Below are 17,904 nucleotides of genomic sequence, written 5' to 3'. Positions count from 1 at the left end.
AAATGAAAAAATATACTTACACAGAGTCAAAAGATACACGTTCAGGTTTTGGTGCTGGCTTATTGGAAGCTGGAAAACAAAATGAAAATGTAGTAGCATTATGTGCTGATTTGATCGGTTCATTAAAAATGAACGATTTTATCAAAGAATTCCCAGAACGCTTTTTCCAAATCGGTATTGCTGAAGCAAACATGATGGGCATCGCGGCTGGACTTACTATTGGTGGTAAAGTTCCTTTCACAGGTACTTTCGCCAACTTCTCTACAGGTCGCGTTTATGACCAAATCCGTCAATCTATCGCGTACTCAGGTAAAAATGTGAAAATTGCTGCTTCTCATGCAGGATTAACCTTGGGTGAAGATGGTGCTACACACCAAATTTTGGAAGACATTGGATTAATGAAAATGTTACCTGGAATGACTGTAATCAACCCTTGTGACTTCAACCAAACAAAAGCGGCAACTATTGCGGCAGCGAAATTTGAAGGTCCGGTTTATTTACGTTTTGGTCGTCCGGTAGTTCCTAACTTTACTCCGGCTGATCAAGAATTTGTCATCGGAAAGGCAATCTTATTGAATGAAGGTACAGATGTGACCATCATCGCTACAGGTCACTTGGTATGGGAAGCCATCCAAGCGGGTGAAAAATTAGCAGAATTGGGTATCAACGCCGAAATCATCAATATCCATACCATCAAACCGTTGGACGAAGAAGCGATCTTGAAATCGGTTGCTAAAACGAAATGTGTCGTGACTGCTGAGGAGCACAACCGACTTGGTGGATTGGGCGACAGCGTTGCACAGGTATTAGCCAAAGAATTACCGAGCCCGCAAGAATATGTAGCGGTCAACGATAGTTTTGGTGAATCAGGTACTCCAGCACAACTGATGGAAAAATACGGTTTGAACGCTGACGCTATCGTTGCTGCGGCTCAGAAAGTAATCAAAAGAAAATAACAAAACTACACAGGTCAATATATGGATGACGCTTTAATTATAGCAAAATTCGCCGAAGAAAGTACGCGAGAAGAAGCTTTCCGTTTATTGTTGAAAAAATATCAGCAAAAGATTTATTGGCATGTGCGAAGAATGGTAATCGATCATGATGATGCAGATGATGTGGTTCAGGATATTTTCGTCAAAGTATGGAAGAACCTTGGGAACTTCCGTGAAGACTCACAATTGTATACCTGGCTATATCGGATCGCAACAAACGAATGTATTACATTCTTAAATAAAAAAAAGCAAAAGCAGAACGTGTCGTTGGACGACGACACGACTGCTTACTTAGCAGAAACACTTGCTGATGGCAATTACTTTAATGGCGACAAAGCTCAAATGAAATTGCAACAGGCTTTATTAACATTGCCAGAGAAACAGAAATTAGTTTTTAATATGAAATATTTTGAAGATATGAAATATGAAGAGATTTCTGATGTACTCGGTACAAGTGTTGGTGCACTAAAAGCATCTTACCATTTGGCAGTAAAAAAAATAGAGGCTTTTTTTAATAACCACGATTAAACCTTTTAGCGAAATTCGCCTCTAACAAATACTATGAAGGAAAATAGCACATATCATGATGGGCTGGAATCTAATCATCTTCCAGAATCATTGCGTGAAAATCCTTTTGGCGTGCCTGAAAATTATTTCAGTGATTTAGAATCTAAAATAATAGCGCAAGTCAAATGGATAGCATGCACAGATGATTCTGTATTTAAGGTTCCTGAAGGATACTTTGATTCACTCCCTGATGTTGTGCTGAGCAAAATAGCAGCTGACTCTCTCAAAGCTCAAGTCGCTGGAGATGGCTTCACTATTCCTGAACTGTATTCAGATAAACTAACAGAAAATATCTTTCATCGAATTTCGGAAGAAAACTTAAAAGAAAAAATCCAATCGGATGGCTTCGCTGTTCCTGTAGATTATCATGCGGATCTTGAAGAAACTATTTTCGCTCGTGTTGCAGAAGCCGAATTGAAGGAAGTTATCTCAACGGATGGTTTCGACCTTCCTGTAAATTATCACGCGGATCTTGAAGAAACTATTTTCGCTCGTGTTGCAGAAGCCGAATTGAAGGAAGTTATCTCAACGGATGGTTTCGACCTTCCTGTAAATTATCACGCGGATCTTGAAGAAACTATTTTCGCTCGTGTTGCAGAAGCCGAATTGAAGGAAGTTATCTCAACGGATGGTTTCGACCTTCCTGTAAATTATCACGCGGATCTTGAAGAAACTATTTTCGCTCGTGTTGCAGAAGAAAAATTAAAAGATACGATTCCTGTCACAGGTTTTGACCTGCCACCACATTATTTTGATACGCTTTCAGACAAAATTATCGGTGCTATTCAGGATATAAAAGAAGAAAGAGATTCAACTCCGATCCGTCGCTTAGGAAAGCCAAAAAAATGGTATACCCGATATGCTGTAGCAGCTTCGTTCACAGCCATGTTAGGTCTAGCTGGTTATTGGGGTTATCAATTCCAGCAGCAAAATACGATCGCACAAGATAATGTTGCCGAGGAACAGCTCAGTCAACATTTATCTGAAATACCCAAGCAGGAAATTATTAATTATCTTTCTGCCTCGGCCTCAGGTGATGACATAATATATATGTCCCAGTATACGGATGAAACAAATCTTCCAACGAAAGGATTTGGCAGTAATATATCTAAACAAGAGATAGAAGATTATCTAAACTATACCTTATAATGATGTTTAACAAAAAATACATATGGATAACATTGTTCTTTAGTATATTTTCTATTGCCTTGGGCTTTGCGCAAGACAAAAATCGATTTCAAGCTATTGAAAATGAAAAGATAGCTTATATTACTAAGGAACTAGATTTAACTCCCAGAGAAGCACAGCATTTCTTTCCACTCTATAATGAATATAGTCAAACATTATGGGATATCCGGAAAGAGAAACTAAATGGTGCCCCTAAAAATAGTTTTAGAGGTGGATCGAGGGATGTATTGCAATATGATGCCAAAGAAGTACAGATAAAAAAGGAGTACCGCGCAAAATTTGCCAAGGTGATAGGCAACGCCCGAGCTTCACAATTCTTTGAAGTAGAACAGGAATTTAGGGAACATCTCTACAAATCTTTACAAAATAGGAGGAAATAACCTCAAAAATAAAAAAGAAGTCTTGAAGACTTCTTTTTTATTTTCGGACATTTGCATAATCATGCTAAGCAATAGAGAATTATTTTTGATGAACACTGCTCAAACCTCTAGCTCACCTAGATTGGTTGAAGTGGTTAAGGCCGAGGGTGTTTACCTTTATGGGCCAAATGGGGAAGAATATATGGATCTTGTCTCCGGTTTTAATGTGAGTAATATCGGGCATCGTCACCCCAAAGTGCTCGAAGCAATAAAGGCTCAGCTCGACCAATATTTGCATGTCACCGTATATGGTGAATTTGTACAAGCTCCGCAAGTCCAGTTTGCAACAGAATTACTGGCGGAATTACCAGCAAATTTTCAATCGGTATACCTGACCAACAGTGGTGCAGAAGCTGTCGAAGGGTCAATGAAAATAGCCAAGAAATATACTGGGCGAAGACAGATTATCGCTGCAAAAAAGGCCTACCATGGAAGCACACAAGGTGCACTTAGCCTTATTGGAAACGATGATTATCGTCAGGCTTATGCCCCGCTCCTTCCAGAGATAGACTTTATTAGATTTAACGACCCACAGGACCTAGCGACTATTACAGATAAAACTGCTGCCGTGATCCTAGAAGCCATTCAAGGGGAAGCTGGTGTCAGAGTTCCCGATATAGCCTATATGCAAGCGGTAAGAAAACGTTGTGACGAGACTGGCACCCTGTTGATTTTCGATGAAATCCAGACTGGTTTTGGTCGTACAGGAAAACTGTTTGCCTTCGAACATTTCGGTATTGTACCTGATATTCTGATGTTGGCCAAAGGCATTGGTGGCGGTATGCCATTAGGCGCCTTCGTTGCCGCTAAAGAAGTAATGGATGTCATTAAAGACAACCCGATGTTGGGTCATATCACCACATTCGGAGGACATCCCGTGAGCTGTGCCGCCGCACGTGCATCACTCGCCGTAATCAAATCGGAAAAACTGGTTGAACAGGTAGCCCATAAGGCCAACTTATTTAGAGAAAAGCTCAACCATCCAGCAATTAAAGAAATCCGAGGTCAAGGACTTATGATGTGCTTACAGTTGGACAACTTTGATCAGGTTTATAACGTCAGTAAATACTGCGCGGAAAATGGTGTCATGATTGACTGGTATCTTCACTGTGAAACAGCACTTCGCGTGGCTCCGCCATTAACCGTTACGGAAGCTGAAATTGAAAAAGCCTGTAACATCATTATAAAAGGTTTGGAAAAGTATGCTTAAAGTATGTAACTTTAAGCATAACAAAAACCTAATAATGAGCACAAACCGCAGATCATTTATCAAAAAAAGTATCATTGGCGCCGGTCTTTTGACTGGAGCCAATTTGTTGGGCAATGAAGCTTATGCCCATGAGGATAGTTTCAAATCTTCAAAGATAAGTTTGAATGACGAAGATGTCATTCTATTTCAGGGGGATTCCATTACGGATGTAGGCCGCGATAGGAATAACAGAAATCCCAATGACACCAAGGCCCTAGGTCAGGGTTATGCCTTATTGGCTGCAAGCGAATTATTGAATAAATATGCTGCAAAGAAACTGAAGGTTTATAATACTGGGATTAGTGGCAATCGTGTTCCTGACCTTCAAAAACGTTGGGCGGAGGATACATTGGCATTCAAACCAACTGTATTAAGTATCTTGATCGGCGTCAATGATTTTTGGCGAACGATAGACCGCGGCGCCAAAACGACTGTTGAAGAATATAAGTCGCAGTACCAGCAATTGTTGCAGGAGACACTACAAAAACTTCCGAATGTTAAACTGATTATTGGAGAACCTTTTGCTGTAAAAGGGGTAGGCCATATCACGGATGCTTGGTACCCCAAATTTTTGGCTTATCAGGAGACCGCACGTAATGTTGCAAAGGAGTTCAATGCGACACTCCTTCCCTATCAAAAAATCTTTGACAATGCCCAAAAGACTGCCCCAGGAGCCTATTGGGCAGCGGATGGTGTGCACCCTACCCTTGCTGGAGCGCAACTGATGGCAGCAGCCTGGATGGACTGTATCAAATAGTATAAAGAGAAAACTATACAAAAAGTAAAAGCCCCTGAGGATTGATTAATCACAAGAGATTTTAAGGGGATATAAATAAACTCAAGAAAAGCGGGAGTTTCCAAAAAGGTTGGATACTCCCGCTTTTTAATACATCATATTCTAAATCTCTTTATAGGGTGTTTTCTGTAGATTAGGAAGAAAATAGGCGACGACACCGATTAAGGGTAAATACGAACACAGATGGTAAATAAATTCAATGGACGTATGATCTGCCTGCCATCCGAGTACCGCAGACCCGATTCCCCCCATGCCAAATGCAAATCCATAAAACAAACCGGAAACCATCCCCAATTTCCTCGGCAATAGCTCCTGTGCGTATACGATAATTGCAGGAAAGGCAGATGACAATATTAATCCGATGATCACAATCAATATTCCAGTCATTGTAAGGCCAACATAGGGTAAAGCCAATGCGAAGGGAGCCACGCCTAAAACGGAAAACCAAATCACATATTTCCGCCCAAAACGATCCCCAAACGCTCCACCCAGTAGGGTACCCACCGCAACGGCAATCAGAAAATAAAACAGATACACCTGTGCTTCCACCTCATTGATCCCAAATTTTCTCATCGTGTAAAACTGAAAATAATTAGTAATACTTGCGATATAGAAATATTTGGAAACGATCAACAACAATAAGATAATGACAGTTGCGACAATACGTGAATTGGGAAGATCTGGAACACGAATAACTCTTTTTGTTGATCTCGAAACATTTGCAAGCCGACGCTTATACCAAGTACCGATATAATAGGATATAAACTGGCCAACAATTGTAAATAAGCACATCCAGGCAATAGCCTGCTGTCCTCGAGGTAAGACCAGAAAAGCAACTATGATAGGTGCTAGAGCTGTCCCTGCATTCCCGCCGATCTGAAAAATAGACTGTGCCATACTCCTTCTTCCACCTGAAGCCATGTAAGCCACACGGGAAGACTCTGGATGGAAAATTGAGGAGCCGATCCCGACAAGAAAAACGGAGAACAATATCCACGCATAACTATGTGCCTGGGAAAACAACAACATGCCCACAAGTGAAAATGACATCCCGATAATCTGTGAATATGGAACAGGATGCTTGTCTGTAAATGAACCGACAACAGGCTGAAAAATTGAAGCGGCAATCTGATATACCAATGTAATCATCCCCACTTGAGAAAAACTCAGGTGATGTTCTTCTTTTAATAAGGGGTATGTGGCAGGAATTACAGCCTGAATAAGATCATTCAACAGGTGCACCATACTCACGGCAAACAAAATAGAAAAAATAGGTCTAGTTTCTTTTTCTTTGATCATGATTTCGCTTTAAATTAAAAAGGTCGATTTATTCAAATCAACCTATATATCTGCATTTATTTATAATACGCGTACCAACAATCCTTTGAGGTATTCTCCCTCTGGAAAGGAGGCCCTAACAGGATGATCTTCGGGTTGATGGAATTGCCGAATAAACTGTATCTCTTTACCTGCGTCCAATGCGGCCCAGGCAAGTACTTGTTTAAAGGTATCCATATCCATCGCTCCGGAACATGAGAATGTTGCCAATAAGCCACCGCTATTCAACAGCATTAACCCCCGACGATTTAAATCTTTATAAGCCCGTGACGCTCTTTCCAAAGCTGAACGGGAAGGTGCATACTTTGGTGGATCCAGGACGATCAAATCGAATTTTTCGCCCTCATCTATAAACTTACGCAATTGCTTATTGACGTCAGACAATATTGCTTTATGCCGACTTGGCTCAAATCCGTTTTCGGTTACATTTTTTTCAAGAGTTTCAATCGCCAACGCAGAGCTATCTACAGACACTACTTCATTTGCACCAGCTTTTAAGCTATTCAGTGTAAATCCGCCAGAATAACAGAAACAATCCAATACCCTTTTATCAGCAACATACTGCGCTGTCAATAACCTATTCTCACGTTGGTCACAATAGAAACCTGACTTTTGCCCATCAATGATATTTACCTTATAATGAAGGCCATTTTCGATGACGTCCACAAATTCAGGTGGTACCTCCCCAGACAAAAGTCCATTTGTATCTGGTAGACCCTCATGCTCACGAGATTTCAGATCACTCCGCTCATAGATTCCAGTAGGATTTAACAGCGTATTTAGCTCCGCAATAATAATATCCTTAACTTTTTCTACTCCTACAGAATGGACCTGAATAGAAATAAAATCAGCATACTTATCCACGATTAATCCCGGAAGAAAGTCTGCCTCGGCAAAAATCAAACGAACGGTATTGGTAATGCCTTCCTGCAGCAAATGTTGTCTAGCCGCCACGGCCTTTTGAATACGGGTGCGCCACCAATCCGCATCAATCTGAGCTTGTGGATTCCATTCCAATAAGCGGATGGCCACCCGCGAACTATTGTGAAACAAGCCGTACGCAATAAACTCACGCTCGGCATTGTAAACACCTACAATTTCGCCATCTTCAATCTTATCGGACAATGATTTAATCGCTCCGGAAAATACCCAAGGATGCAATTGCCAGGCAGCTTTATCCTTACCCTTATTCAAATAAACTGATTTCATTACTGCAAAATTAACTTATTATTTCGACATCCAAATGAAACATATGATATAAATAGCATGAGCAACAAAAACAGTGAGTACCTAAGCCATAATCGATAAAAACTAGTTTATAAAAACACTATCCAAAAGTGAAAGTCCCCAAGAATTAAAGATTTGAAAAGAGATATAGGATAGCCTACGAATAGAGAAAAAGGGGGACGCTCAAAAGATCGCCCCCTCCACGTTTAGTTATGGTTGATTAGATATTTTTTGAACGCTTCGAAGTTTACCACCAAAGGTTCTGCTAATTTTTCTTTTCCCTGCAACGTTTCCGCACCTGCTGGCAATACAATTTTTGCGAACACATCAGCATCTATCGCATCTGGGAATTTACAAGGATGTGCAGTCGATAAGAATACCGAAGCATAGGTACCTGGATGATCTTTCGCATAAGCCTGTGCCCCCAACCAAGCAATAGCTGTATGAGGACAGGCAATATAATTTGCATCTTGAACAAGCCTATTCATACCAGCTTTTGTTTCCTCGTCAGTAAAGGTATAGGAAGAGAGCATAGCTTTTAGCTCCGTTAGATTACCTGCAAAAAGATCCTGAATCCGCACCCAGTTGCTTGGGTCTCCAACATCCATTGCATTACTTAATGTCTGAACTGAAGGTTTAGGCGCATATTGTCCCGAAGAAAGGAATCGCGGTACTGTATCGTTGACATTTGTTGCTGCCACAAAATGTTTGACAGGAAGCCCCATTTTATAAGCTAATAAACCTGCCCCAATATTCCCAAAATTTCCACTTGGCACAGTAAATACGACTTCATTGATCCCTTGAGATCTTAGTTGTGCATAGGCATAAAAGTAATAAAAGGTCTGTGGGATCAGTCGGGCAATATTAATTGAATTAGCCGAAGTCAACCGTAAGGTCTGATTGAGTTCTTGATCATTGAAAGCCTGCTTCACAAGCGCTTGACAGTCATCGAATGTACCATCTACCTCCAGGGCACGTATATTTTGACCATTTGTAGTCAGCTGAAGCTCCTGAACCTCGGAGACTTTGCCTTTAGGATATAATATTGTAACACGGGTTCCCTCTACGCCAAGGAAGCCTAAGGCTACCGCTCCGCCTGTATCTCCAGAAGTTGCGACAAGTACATCCAGCAACTTATCATCGGCTTTAGAAAAATAGCCCATGATACGGCTCATAAACCGAGCTCCAAAATCCTTGAAGGCATAGGATGGTCCATGAAATAACTCCAACACCGCTGTACTGTTGTTCAGGAATTTTACGGGTGCCTCAAAATTAATCGCTTCATCAACAATCTTCTTTAGATCTGGTTTAGGAATATCAGTGCCCAAAAGAGCTGAAGCAACCTCCAGAGCAATTTCCTGCATGGAATATTGTTGTATATTTTTGATAAACAATGGATCCAATTGCGGAATTTGCTCAGGCATATATAAGCCTTTGTCCGCTGGAAGCGAATTAAACACTGCATCTTTAAAAGAAACAGCTAATGTCTTATTATTTGTACTATAAAATTTCATCTTTTAATACTTATTTGATGTACATCTATTCTGATTAATCAGAAAGAGCACATTATACGATTTTATGCAATCAGTAAGATACTTTGCACCTTGCCTAGTTTTTTAATGCATGGTACAGTAAAATCTCTAATTTAACACCCTTGGTCCTTCGACATTTACCTTTGACACATAACCGAAACTCTCGATTTCATTTTCTTTGAGATGCGCCTGAATTCTGTCCGCAATATGTTTTGCGATTTGCTCATCCCGTGTAATTGCGACCACGGAGGGGCCCGAACCGGATATACCAAAACTTAGGGCACCATGTCGAAGAGCGATTTCCTTCATTTCATAAAACTGAGGTATAAGGATCGCACGAGTTGGCTCAATCAAAATATCTTTCATACTCCTGGCAATTAGATCATAGTCTTCTTTAAATAATGCAGCCACCAATCCGGCAATATTGCCCCATTGTGTCACAGCATCTTTTAAGAGCACTTTATCTTTAATTAATTGGCGGGCGTCACGTGTAGGGACATCTACCTGAGGAAACACCACGGCTGCCACTAATTCCTTCGGTGAGGGAATTGAAATAACATCTAAAGGCTCATTTCCTCTGATCAATGTAATGCCCCCGTAAAGTGCAGGTGCAACATTATCGGCATGCCCCGTCCCACAGGCTAATCGTTCTCCTTCGACACAAAATGGCAAAAGTTCTTCTTTTGTCAATGGATTACCAAGCATAACATTGATCGCGAAAAGTCCTGCTACGGTACTTGCAGCACTGGATCCCAAGCCAGATCCTATTGGCATATGCTTGTGCAATTCGATTTCTACCCCTACTTTGGAGGCAATATTTAGTGCTTGTAAGAGGTATTGAACACAAGCCGAAACCGTGTTTTTACCGGGATCGAGCGGGAGTCGACCATCATCGCCTGTAATTTGCTTTATAGTCACGCCGGGTTGCTGTTTGCGCCGCATGATCACCTCATCTCCCGGCTGCTCTACGGCAAAGCCCAATATATCAAAACCACAGATCATATTCGCTACAGTCGCTGGGGCAAATACCCGAACTTCGGGTAACATCTTGTCTAAATCGATGACTTTATCTTTTAGATATTCTACATTTAAATTATTGGCCATTACTTAAGTCCTTATTTCCTATAAAATAGTTTTATGCACCTACGTTAACTAAATCTGCAAAAACACCTGCAGCAGTCACTTCCGCTCCAGCACCGGGTCCTTTTACTACCAAAGGACGCTCTTTATACCGTTCTGTCGTAAATGAAATAATATTATCGCTGCCTGACAACGCATAAAAAGGATGGTTTTCATCCACAAATTGGATCGCAATGGAAACCTTTCCATTCTCCAGTTTTCCGATATATCGGATTACTTTGTTCTCGCGGGCAGCACGCGCTTTCATATCTTCAAAATAGACATTTTCCTTTTGTAGTTCCGCATAGAAGGAATCCACGGTATCGGCCTTCAGGCAGGCTTCGGGAAGGATCGGCCCAAGATCGACATCTTCAGCTTCAACGGCATAACCAGCGTCTCTCGCTAAAATCAACATTTTACGCATAAAGTCTATTCCCCCCAAATCATCTCTTGGATCCGGTTCGGTATAGCCCAGTTCTTGCGCTTGTTTTACAACATTGAAAAAAGTAGCATCGTCTTTAAAATTGTTGAAGATATAAGATATGGTCCCTGAGAGAATAGCCTCGATCTTTAGGATTCGGTCACCGCTGAGCATCAAATCTTTCAGAACCCTAACAATAGGCAGGCCGGCACCTACATTTGTTTCATAGAAAAAATCCACGCCATGCTTATGTGCAGTATCCCGAAGCGTTTTATACTGCGCATATTTTCCAGAATTCGCGATCTTGTTACAGGTAACAATGGAGATATTGGATTTAAAGATATCCTCATAATAGGTGGCAGGCAGTTTACTGGCAGTATTATCAATAAACACACAGTTTGGCAAGTTAAGGGCTTTCATCTTCTCGATAAACAAAGCTAGATCTGCCTCAGAGCCATTGCTTTCAAGTTCAGCCGACCAATTATTTAACTCCACACCTTCGGTATTGAATAACATCTTACGGCTATTGGAAATCCCAACAACTTTGATCTCAATATCATTTTTATCAAGCAGAAAATCGTGCTGATCTTTCAATTGTTTAAATAGCGTTGCACCGATATTTCCTGTACCGATATTAAACACATGCAATGTTTTTTTCAGTTCCGCAAAAAACGCATCATGAACAGCGTTGAGCGCTTTGGCCAAATCTTCTTTACCGATGATGACCGAAATATTGTATTCGGAAGAACCTTGTGCTATAGCCCTTACGTTGATACCATTCCGTCCGAGTGCGGCGAATAATCTACCGGACATTCCCGGAGTCCGTTTCATATTTTCACCGACAATGGCCAACACAGAAAGATTATCCTCTATAGCGGGAATGACCAACTTATTTGCCTGAATTTCCAATTCGAATTCCATTCCGATCAGCTGAATCGCGCGTTTCGCATCCAATGGATTAACCGCAAAGGTGATACTGTGTTCGGAGGAGGATTGTGTGATCAATACCACATTGATTTGCTCTCTAGCCAATAGTGTAAAAAGCCGCCCACTGAATCCAGATTTGCCAATCATTCCCGACCCACTTAGGTTAATCACAGAAATATCCGAGATAGAGGAAATTCCTTTAATCGGCAATGCTGTTTTTCCACTCTCAAATTGGATTACTGTACCCGAAAAGTCAGGTTCAAAAGTATTACGAATGACAATTGGGATTTTCTTCAAAAAGGCAGGGATCATGGTGGGAGGGTAAATCACCTTAGCACCAAAATAAGATAGCTCCATTGCTTCAGTATAAGAAAGCACAGGGAGTGAGAATGCTTTTTTCACGATCCGGGGATCGGCAGTCAGCATCCCGTTAACATCAGTCCATATTTCGATTGCTGTTGCGTCCAATATAGAACCAAAGATAGCTGCCGTATAATCCGATCCCCCTCTTCCCAAAGTTGTGATGCGGCCATTTTCATTGCTACCGATAAAGCCCGTCACAAATAATAATTTATCACTATGAGTGATATACATTGATTTTACAAGCTGCTCTGTCAATACTTCATTCAAATGCGCGTTACCGAAGCTGGAATCGGTCTTTACATAATGTGAAGCATCTATAAGTAAAGCCTCTGGTATGTACTGTTCCATAACTTTAGAAACCATATAATTGGAGCAACGTTCGCCGTAGCTCAGAATAAGGTCTTTGCTTTGATTGCTCAACTCTCTCAGTGCAAAAATCCCCTGGAGAAGATCCTCAATCTCATTAAAAAATAATTTAAGCTTTGTGAAGACTGGGTTTTGGTACTTAACTGCAAGTAGTTCTTTCACAACTGCAAAATGTTTATCCTCCAAAGATTTGAGTCCATCGGTAAAGCTTCTTCCTTCTGCAGCATCTTCTGCTAATTGGGTCAGTAAATTTGTAACGCCCGACATCGCAGATAATACCACAAGGGGCTTTTCCTTAGCGTCGTAGGATTTCTTAACAATACTCAATACCGCTTTGAGACTTTCTACTGTTCCGACTGAAGTTCCTCCAAATTTTAAAACTTTCATACTGATCTATACTGTTTGTTTAGTTTGATTTATTATGACAAAAAAGAAGCGCTTTCCCTTTTGAGGAAAGCGCTTCGAAATATTGTGTCTACAATTATATACAATGAAACTACTTCCTCCTAAGTTTTATCCCGGTGGTAATAATAATCGTTGTAATAATTGTATTTGTGTTCATTGCTTTTGCTTATGTTTTGTAAATATAGAACAAATATTATCACATTCCTAAAGAAAATTAATATTTTTTTTCAGTTTTACAAAAACAAGCCTTAAAGGATAGTATTCTAGCATAACAACACGATTTTAAAGTGTTTGAAGCGGCTCCTCGCTTGTAGTAAAAGTTCGACACACCGATTAAATTTCAATATCCCCAAATTGCGTTAAGAAAGATGTTAAAATTGTTAAAATTTCGTTAAATAGCTTTAAAAAAATTTGACCTTAAACTGATATTGTATTATATTCGCAACAGTGCTGTCCAAAATAGATGACAGTATTGAATTATAAAAGTTAAATGTTGTACAAAAAAGCGATTTAATGAAAACAAAGAAATTTATAGCGTCAATGCTATTTATCGGCTTATGTCTAGTGTCGCAGGCACAAACCAACAGAAACTCCAAACCTGAATCAGATCCTGATAACCTCGCCAAAGAATACTTCTCACAAATTATGGGTGTTGCAGTCTCAGCAACAACAAACACAAAACTTTATCAATTTGTTTACGAATGGCTAGGTACTCCATACCGTTTGGGCGGAGATTCAAAACGAGGCATTGATTGTTCTAAATTTTCTTACGAATTGTATGACAAAGTATTTAACACGTCATTGGGTTACAATAGCCGTAATCAGTATTCGCAAGTAAAGACTGTAGCGAAGAATGAATTGAAAGCAGGAGATTTGGTATTCTTCAAAATCAGAAGCAGAAGCATCACGCATGTGGGTGTTTATATTGGTGATAATAAATTTGCTCATGCTTCTTCTAGCAAGGGTGTTATGATCAGCAATTTGGACGAGCCATACTGGAGACGCTATTATTATAACGGTGGCCGTTTACCGGAAGACAATAAATCGCTTACTGCCGAAATATTGAAAGCAGAAAAAGATAATAAACTGAACTAGAGGTTCGGTTATCGATATAAAAAAGTCCAAAGCTTTAACTGGCTTTGGACTTTTTTTATACAATTTAATATCCTATTTTTACCCTATAATCATTGAAAATACTATTATGTCTTCAAAGAAAACGCTCATCTTAAATAAAGAACAAATAAAACAGAAGTCTATCCGTATTGCCTATCAGATTTTAGAAGACAATTTTGAAGACGAAACACTTGTTTTAGTAGGGATTGCCGATCGAGGTTATGTATTTGCGCAACGCCTGCAGGCGATATTAAAGGACATCTCGGACAAGGAAATTCTGTTGATTAAAGTTACCATGAAGAAAACAAGCCGATCGCTGAGTGCTGCTACAGATTTGCCTGTTGATATTGCAAAAGACAAGACTATCATCCTAGTTGATGATGTATTAAATAGTGGCCGTGCACTTGCCTACGGCTTGGGCGTATTTCTCAATGTTCCATTAAAGAAGATGAGAACTGCCGTATTAATTGATCGGAGCCATCACAAATTCCCTATTTTTAGTGACTACTATGGAACCAAATTATCTACTATTCTCAAAGAGCATGTCACTGTTACCCTAGAGGAATTTGATAACGAAGAAGATGCAGCATGGTTAGTATAACCATGCTATTTCTTTGACACTTTCAATTTCATTCCCGGTTTAATCCGGCTTCCATTCAGATCATTATCACTTTTTAACCGATTAACAGATACCCCATTTTTATCAGCGATTTGAGATAAGGTATCTCCCTTTTTAACCACATAATATGCTGTACGGCTAGCAGCTCGTTGTTGACTCTTCTTAACCGATTTTTCGGCATTATGCGCTAATTTGGCATTGACAAAATTATCTTCCTTCTTGATCAATAGATTTTGCCCGGGTACGATTTTATTTCCGCGCAAGTTATTCCAAGACTTTATATCCTGAACAGTAACTTCAAATTTTTCCGCGACTGAAGCAAATGTCTCTCCGACCTTCACCCTATATTTTCCATCTTTTAAAAGCTCATCAGGTTCATTAGTGTTGGAACCTGTCATTACAGAATTGGGTACAGGTGTATTAAGAGCTGCGTAAAGTTCTTCCGTTGCTATTTTCTTATCCGATACAGGCAAAACTAATCTCAGAGGATTTTCTTCCGTACCATTTAAAATATTCTTCTTAAAGCTAGGATTTAGTGCGCGGAGGGTTTCTTTGGATACATCTAAAGCGTCAGCTATCTGATTTAACGAAATCCTTTTGTTGATGTCTAATGCTTGGGTTCTCAGAGAGAGTTCCGTATCTGCGGCATTTATATCGTTTTCTTCGGCATATTTCATCGCATAAGTCATCGCAATGAATTTGGGAATATAGTTTTGCGTTTGTTGCGTCAGATAAGGAGCGATATCCCAAAAAGTAGGTTTTACTTTACCCGAACGTTGAATCGCCCGTCCAACAGCACCTTTCCCACCATTATATGAGGCAATAGCCAAAAGCCAGTCACCGTATTCCTCATAAGCTTCTTTCAGTATTTTCGCAATGGCGTAACTGGAAGCGATGGGATCCATACGCTGGTCTGTGTAGCTATCTACGGTCAGATTGTAGGTCTTTGCCTCATAATACATGAGCTGCCATAATCCTGTAGCACCAGCACTCGAAATGTCGCGGGGATTCAAAGAGGATTCAACGACACTTAGATATTTCAGTTCTCTCGGGACTCCCACTTCATCCATAATACGGTCAAACAATGGAAAATAATATTGTCCAAGCCCCATCATTCTACACATATAAGGATTGTAATTTTTGGAGGTGTATTTGGCAATCAGATTTTTTACCTGTGGTGAGTAGTTTAAAGGCACTTCCCGTTCAATTGCTTTTAGTTTTCGAACAAGTTGTATTTCTTCGTCGGCAATGGTAGAATCATCCTGTCGACCATTACCAGTTGATTTTATACTATCCAAGTATTGATAAATTTCCTCTTTCTCTCGATCAATCTTCCCTTGGATAAGGTGATGTGTGGCTTCTCTAATGCCTTCTACAGCGCCTTCCTGAGCCATGAGTGGCAACGCATAACACAGCCCTCCTAGTATTGAAATTAACGTCTGTTTTCCGATCATAAATTTACTGTTAAATCCAGGTCTGATTTTTTTAAAAAAATCAACAATTATCTAAACGTTTAGAAATGGATTTTAGTATAAAATGGTTTTGGCCTATTCAGCTATAGGTCCAAAATAAAACAAAATACGATTTTGCTCCTCACAAAATCGTATTTATGTAATATCGGGTAAAATTACCCTTATTTGTTATCTTCTACTTCAGGTTTCTTTTCAGCCGAAGAATCTTCTTTTTGCCCTTCTTTGAACTCTTTCACTCCCTTGCCCAATCCGCGCATCAACTCAGGAATCTTCTTACCCCCAAATAACAGTAACAATGCTATTACAATAAGGATAATCTCATTCGCTCCCAAACCCATGATTAAAAATGATGTTGACATATCTATAATTTCTTGTTTTTCAATTCTTTTAAACTAAATCTATTCGCCCTCTCTACAAATGTAGTGATAATTATTAAATATAGTAATTATTTCTTATCTCGCCAACCATGACATCGGATTCAATGGTGTTGATCCCTGATAGACAGAGAAATCGACCATTGGCACACCTGTATCTGAATCCACATCTGCCGTACCGATCGTCTGGCCTGTGCTCACCTTTTGTCCCTTCGAGACACTTACACTACCTAAATTATTATATACAGTAAAATATTCACCGTGTTTGATCATCACAATACGCTGCCCGTACATCGTCAACACACTACTTACTTCCCCTGCGAAAACGGCCTTGACAGCAGCTCCGCTCGATGTTTGAATTTTAACTGACTCATGATCCCAGTTTACATTTCTACCAACACTTTCACCACCAAATCCTTGCATGATCTTCGCGTTGGATACCGGCCAAGGTAAGCTACCGCGATTAGACCTAAAATCATTGGAAAGTTTGATCGCCTCTGGTGTACTACGTAAGACTTCAGAATCCGATTTTCTTGCGGTATTACTGCTTTTAGTATTTGTATTGTTTTTACCTTTCGGAGCATTTGCAGACTCTTTTGCTCTCCGATTGCGTTCAGCCGCCGCCTCCGCTGCACGACGCGCAGCTTCTGCTCGTCTTCTTTCCGCTTCAATCTCTCTTCTGATGATTTCTTTAATAGCAGCATTGATGCGACGCTCCTCTTTTTGTTTCTGCGTAATATCTTTTTTAACGCCACGTTCTGTAACGATAAGCTCACTCAATTGCCCAGAGTAAACTGAGCGTTGTTGAGAAATCGTTCTTTTCTCATTCTCTTGCTCTTTCATCAGCGCGACCTGCTTATTTCGATCGGCTTGCAATTGCGCAATTTTTTGTTCGATCTGTTTCTTCGTATTTTCGATATCCGCAGCTTTTAACTTTCTTGAATCATTAAATTGCTGCAAATACTTTACACGTCTAAAACCCTGGTTAAAATCCTTGGAAGCAAAAATAAACATCAGTTTGTTATAGGCATTCCGATTCCGAAAAGCAAACATGACCATCTTTTCATAGTCGCGTTTCATTTTTTCCAGTTCTGCCTTCAATTTATTCACCGCAGCCGTATTTGCGTTAATATGTTTATTAATTACCGCTACCTCGGAAGTAATGGTATTTATTTTTTGTTCACGTAAATTGATCTGCTTACTCAAAGCTGTCACCTGTTGTTGTGTCAACGATTTTTCCTTGGCAATTTCTTTTACGGTCTTCTGCAATTCAGCGATTTCCCGGGTGAGTTTTTCCCTTTGCTTTTCCAGCTCGGCTCTGGTCTGAGCAGCAGAAATACCAATCATCAAAATGAATGCTATTATACTAAATATCGTCTTTTTAAAGTTCATTTACAGTACTATTTATTTAGTG

Annotated in this window: 16 protein-coding genes; 8 read left to right on the top strand and 8 right to left on the bottom strand. The window is 40.0% G+C overall.

Annotated elements, in window-relative coordinates; all coding sequences use genetic code 11:
* Positions 1-2: 2 nt before the first annotated feature.
* From ACK8HY_RS15865 to ACK8HY_RS15840, 6 genes are all read left to right on the top strand, one after another.
* On the top strand, positions 3-956 hold the full coding sequence (locus ACK8HY_RS15865; RefSeq protein ID WP_077437638.1) for a transketolase family protein: 954 nt from the start codon (positions 3-5) through the stop codon (positions 954-956).
* Between the two features lie 21 nt (positions 957-977).
* On the top strand, positions 978-1,523 hold the full coding sequence (locus ACK8HY_RS15860; protein ID WP_077437639.1) for an RNA polymerase sigma factor: 546 nt from the start codon (positions 978-980) through the stop codon (positions 1,521-1,523).
* A 33-nt stretch (positions 1,524-1,556) separates the two neighbouring features.
* The gene (locus ACK8HY_RS15855; RefSeq protein ID WP_416134178.1) at positions 1,557-2,711 is read left to right on the top strand and encodes a hypothetical protein; all 1,155 of its coding nucleotides are present in this window, start codon (positions 1,557-1,559) and stop codon (positions 2,709-2,711) included.
* A complete protein-coding gene (locus tag ACK8HY_RS15850; RefSeq protein ID WP_254846264.1) occupies positions 2,711-3,130 on the top strand; it encodes a hypothetical protein in 420 nt (139 codons plus the stop codon). Before ACK8HY_RS15855 ends, ACK8HY_RS15850 begins: the two co-directional genes overlap by 1 nt.
* Before the next feature lie 61 nt (positions 3,131-3,191).
* The gene (locus tag ACK8HY_RS15845) at positions 3,192-4,379 is read left to right on the top strand and encodes an aspartate aminotransferase family protein (RefSeq protein WP_416134177.1); all 1,188 of its coding nucleotides are present in this window, start codon (positions 3,192-3,194) and stop codon (positions 4,377-4,379) included.
* Between the two features lie 34 nt (positions 4,380-4,413).
* A complete protein-coding gene (locus tag ACK8HY_RS15840) occupies positions 4,414-5,175 on the top strand; it encodes an SGNH/GDSL hydrolase family protein (RefSeq protein WP_416134176.1) in 762 nt (253 codons plus the stop codon).
* A gap of 141 nt (positions 5,176-5,316) precedes the next feature.
* Here the strand turns inward: ACK8HY_RS15840 and ACK8HY_RS15835 are convergent, their stop codons facing one another.
* The 5 genes from ACK8HY_RS15835 to thrA form a co-directional block, all read right to left on the bottom strand.
* Positions 5,317-6,513, bottom strand: a complete 1,197-nt coding sequence (locus ACK8HY_RS15835; RefSeq protein ID WP_077437644.1) for an MFS transporter — start codon at positions 6,511-6,513, stop codon at positions 5,317-5,319.
* 60 nt (positions 6,514-6,573) lie between these two features.
* On the bottom strand, positions 6,574-7,761 hold the full coding sequence (locus tag ACK8HY_RS15830; RefSeq protein WP_416134175.1) for a class I SAM-dependent rRNA methyltransferase: 1,188 nt from the start codon (positions 7,759-7,761) through the stop codon (positions 6,574-6,576).
* Positions 7,762-7,985: 224 nt separating this feature from the next.
* Positions 7,986-9,293: a threonine synthase gene (gene thrC, locus ACK8HY_RS15825; RefSeq protein WP_077437646.1), complete on the bottom strand. Its 1,308-nt coding sequence runs from the start codon at positions 9,291-9,293 to the stop codon at positions 7,986-7,988.
* 126 nt (positions 9,294-9,419) lie between these two features.
* Complete coding sequence (locus ACK8HY_RS15820; protein ID WP_077437763.1) at positions 9,420-10,358, bottom strand: homoserine kinase; 939 nt, start codon at positions 10,356-10,358, stop codon at positions 9,420-9,422.
* Positions 10,359-10,446: 88 nt separating this feature from the next.
* Positions 10,447-12,894, bottom strand: a complete 2,448-nt coding sequence (gene thrA / locus ACK8HY_RS15815; protein ID WP_416134174.1) for a bifunctional aspartate kinase/homoserine dehydrogenase I — start codon at positions 12,892-12,894, stop codon at positions 10,447-10,449.
* 531 nt (positions 12,895-13,425) lie between these two features.
* Here thrA and ACK8HY_RS15810 point away from each other — a divergent pair.
* Positions 13,426-14,007: a C40 family peptidase gene (locus ACK8HY_RS15810; protein ID WP_077437648.1), complete on the top strand. Its 582-nt coding sequence runs from the start codon at positions 13,426-13,428 to the stop codon at positions 14,005-14,007.
* Positions 14,008-14,113: 106 nt separating this feature from the next.
* Positions 14,114-14,626: a phosphoribosyltransferase family protein gene (locus tag ACK8HY_RS15805; RefSeq protein WP_077437649.1), complete on the top strand. Its 513-nt coding sequence runs from the start codon at positions 14,114-14,116 to the stop codon at positions 14,624-14,626.
* Positions 14,627-14,631: 5 nt separating this feature from the next.
* Here ACK8HY_RS15805 and ACK8HY_RS15800 read toward each other — a convergent pair whose 3' ends face one another.
* The 3 genes from ACK8HY_RS15800 to ACK8HY_RS15790 form a co-directional block, all read right to left on the bottom strand.
* The gene (locus ACK8HY_RS15800; RefSeq protein ID WP_077437650.1) at positions 14,632-16,098 is read right to left on the bottom strand and encodes a LysM peptidoglycan-binding domain-containing protein; all 1,467 of its coding nucleotides are present in this window, start codon (positions 16,096-16,098) and stop codon (positions 14,632-14,634) included.
* Positions 16,099-16,277: 179 nt separating this feature from the next.
* Entirely contained in the window at positions 16,278-16,475 is a 198-nt protein-coding gene (gene tatA, locus ACK8HY_RS15795) for a twin-arginine translocase TatA/TatE family subunit (protein ID WP_217700098.1), read from the bottom strand.
* 93 nt (positions 16,476-16,568) lie between these two features.
* Positions 16,569-17,882: a murein hydrolase activator EnvC family protein gene (locus tag ACK8HY_RS15790; protein ID WP_077437652.1), complete on the bottom strand. Its 1,314-nt coding sequence runs from the start codon at positions 17,880-17,882 to the stop codon at positions 16,569-16,571.
* Positions 17,883-17,904: the final 22 nt, after the last annotated feature.

The organism is Sphingobacterium sp. NGMCC 1.201703, from assembly GCF_047784615.1.
Taxonomy (GTDB): Bacteria; Bacteroidota; Bacteroidia; order Sphingobacteriales; family Sphingobacteriaceae; genus Sphingobacterium.
Note: the sequence above shows the minus strand (reverse complement) of the source record. Positions and strands in the feature narration are given on the sequence as shown.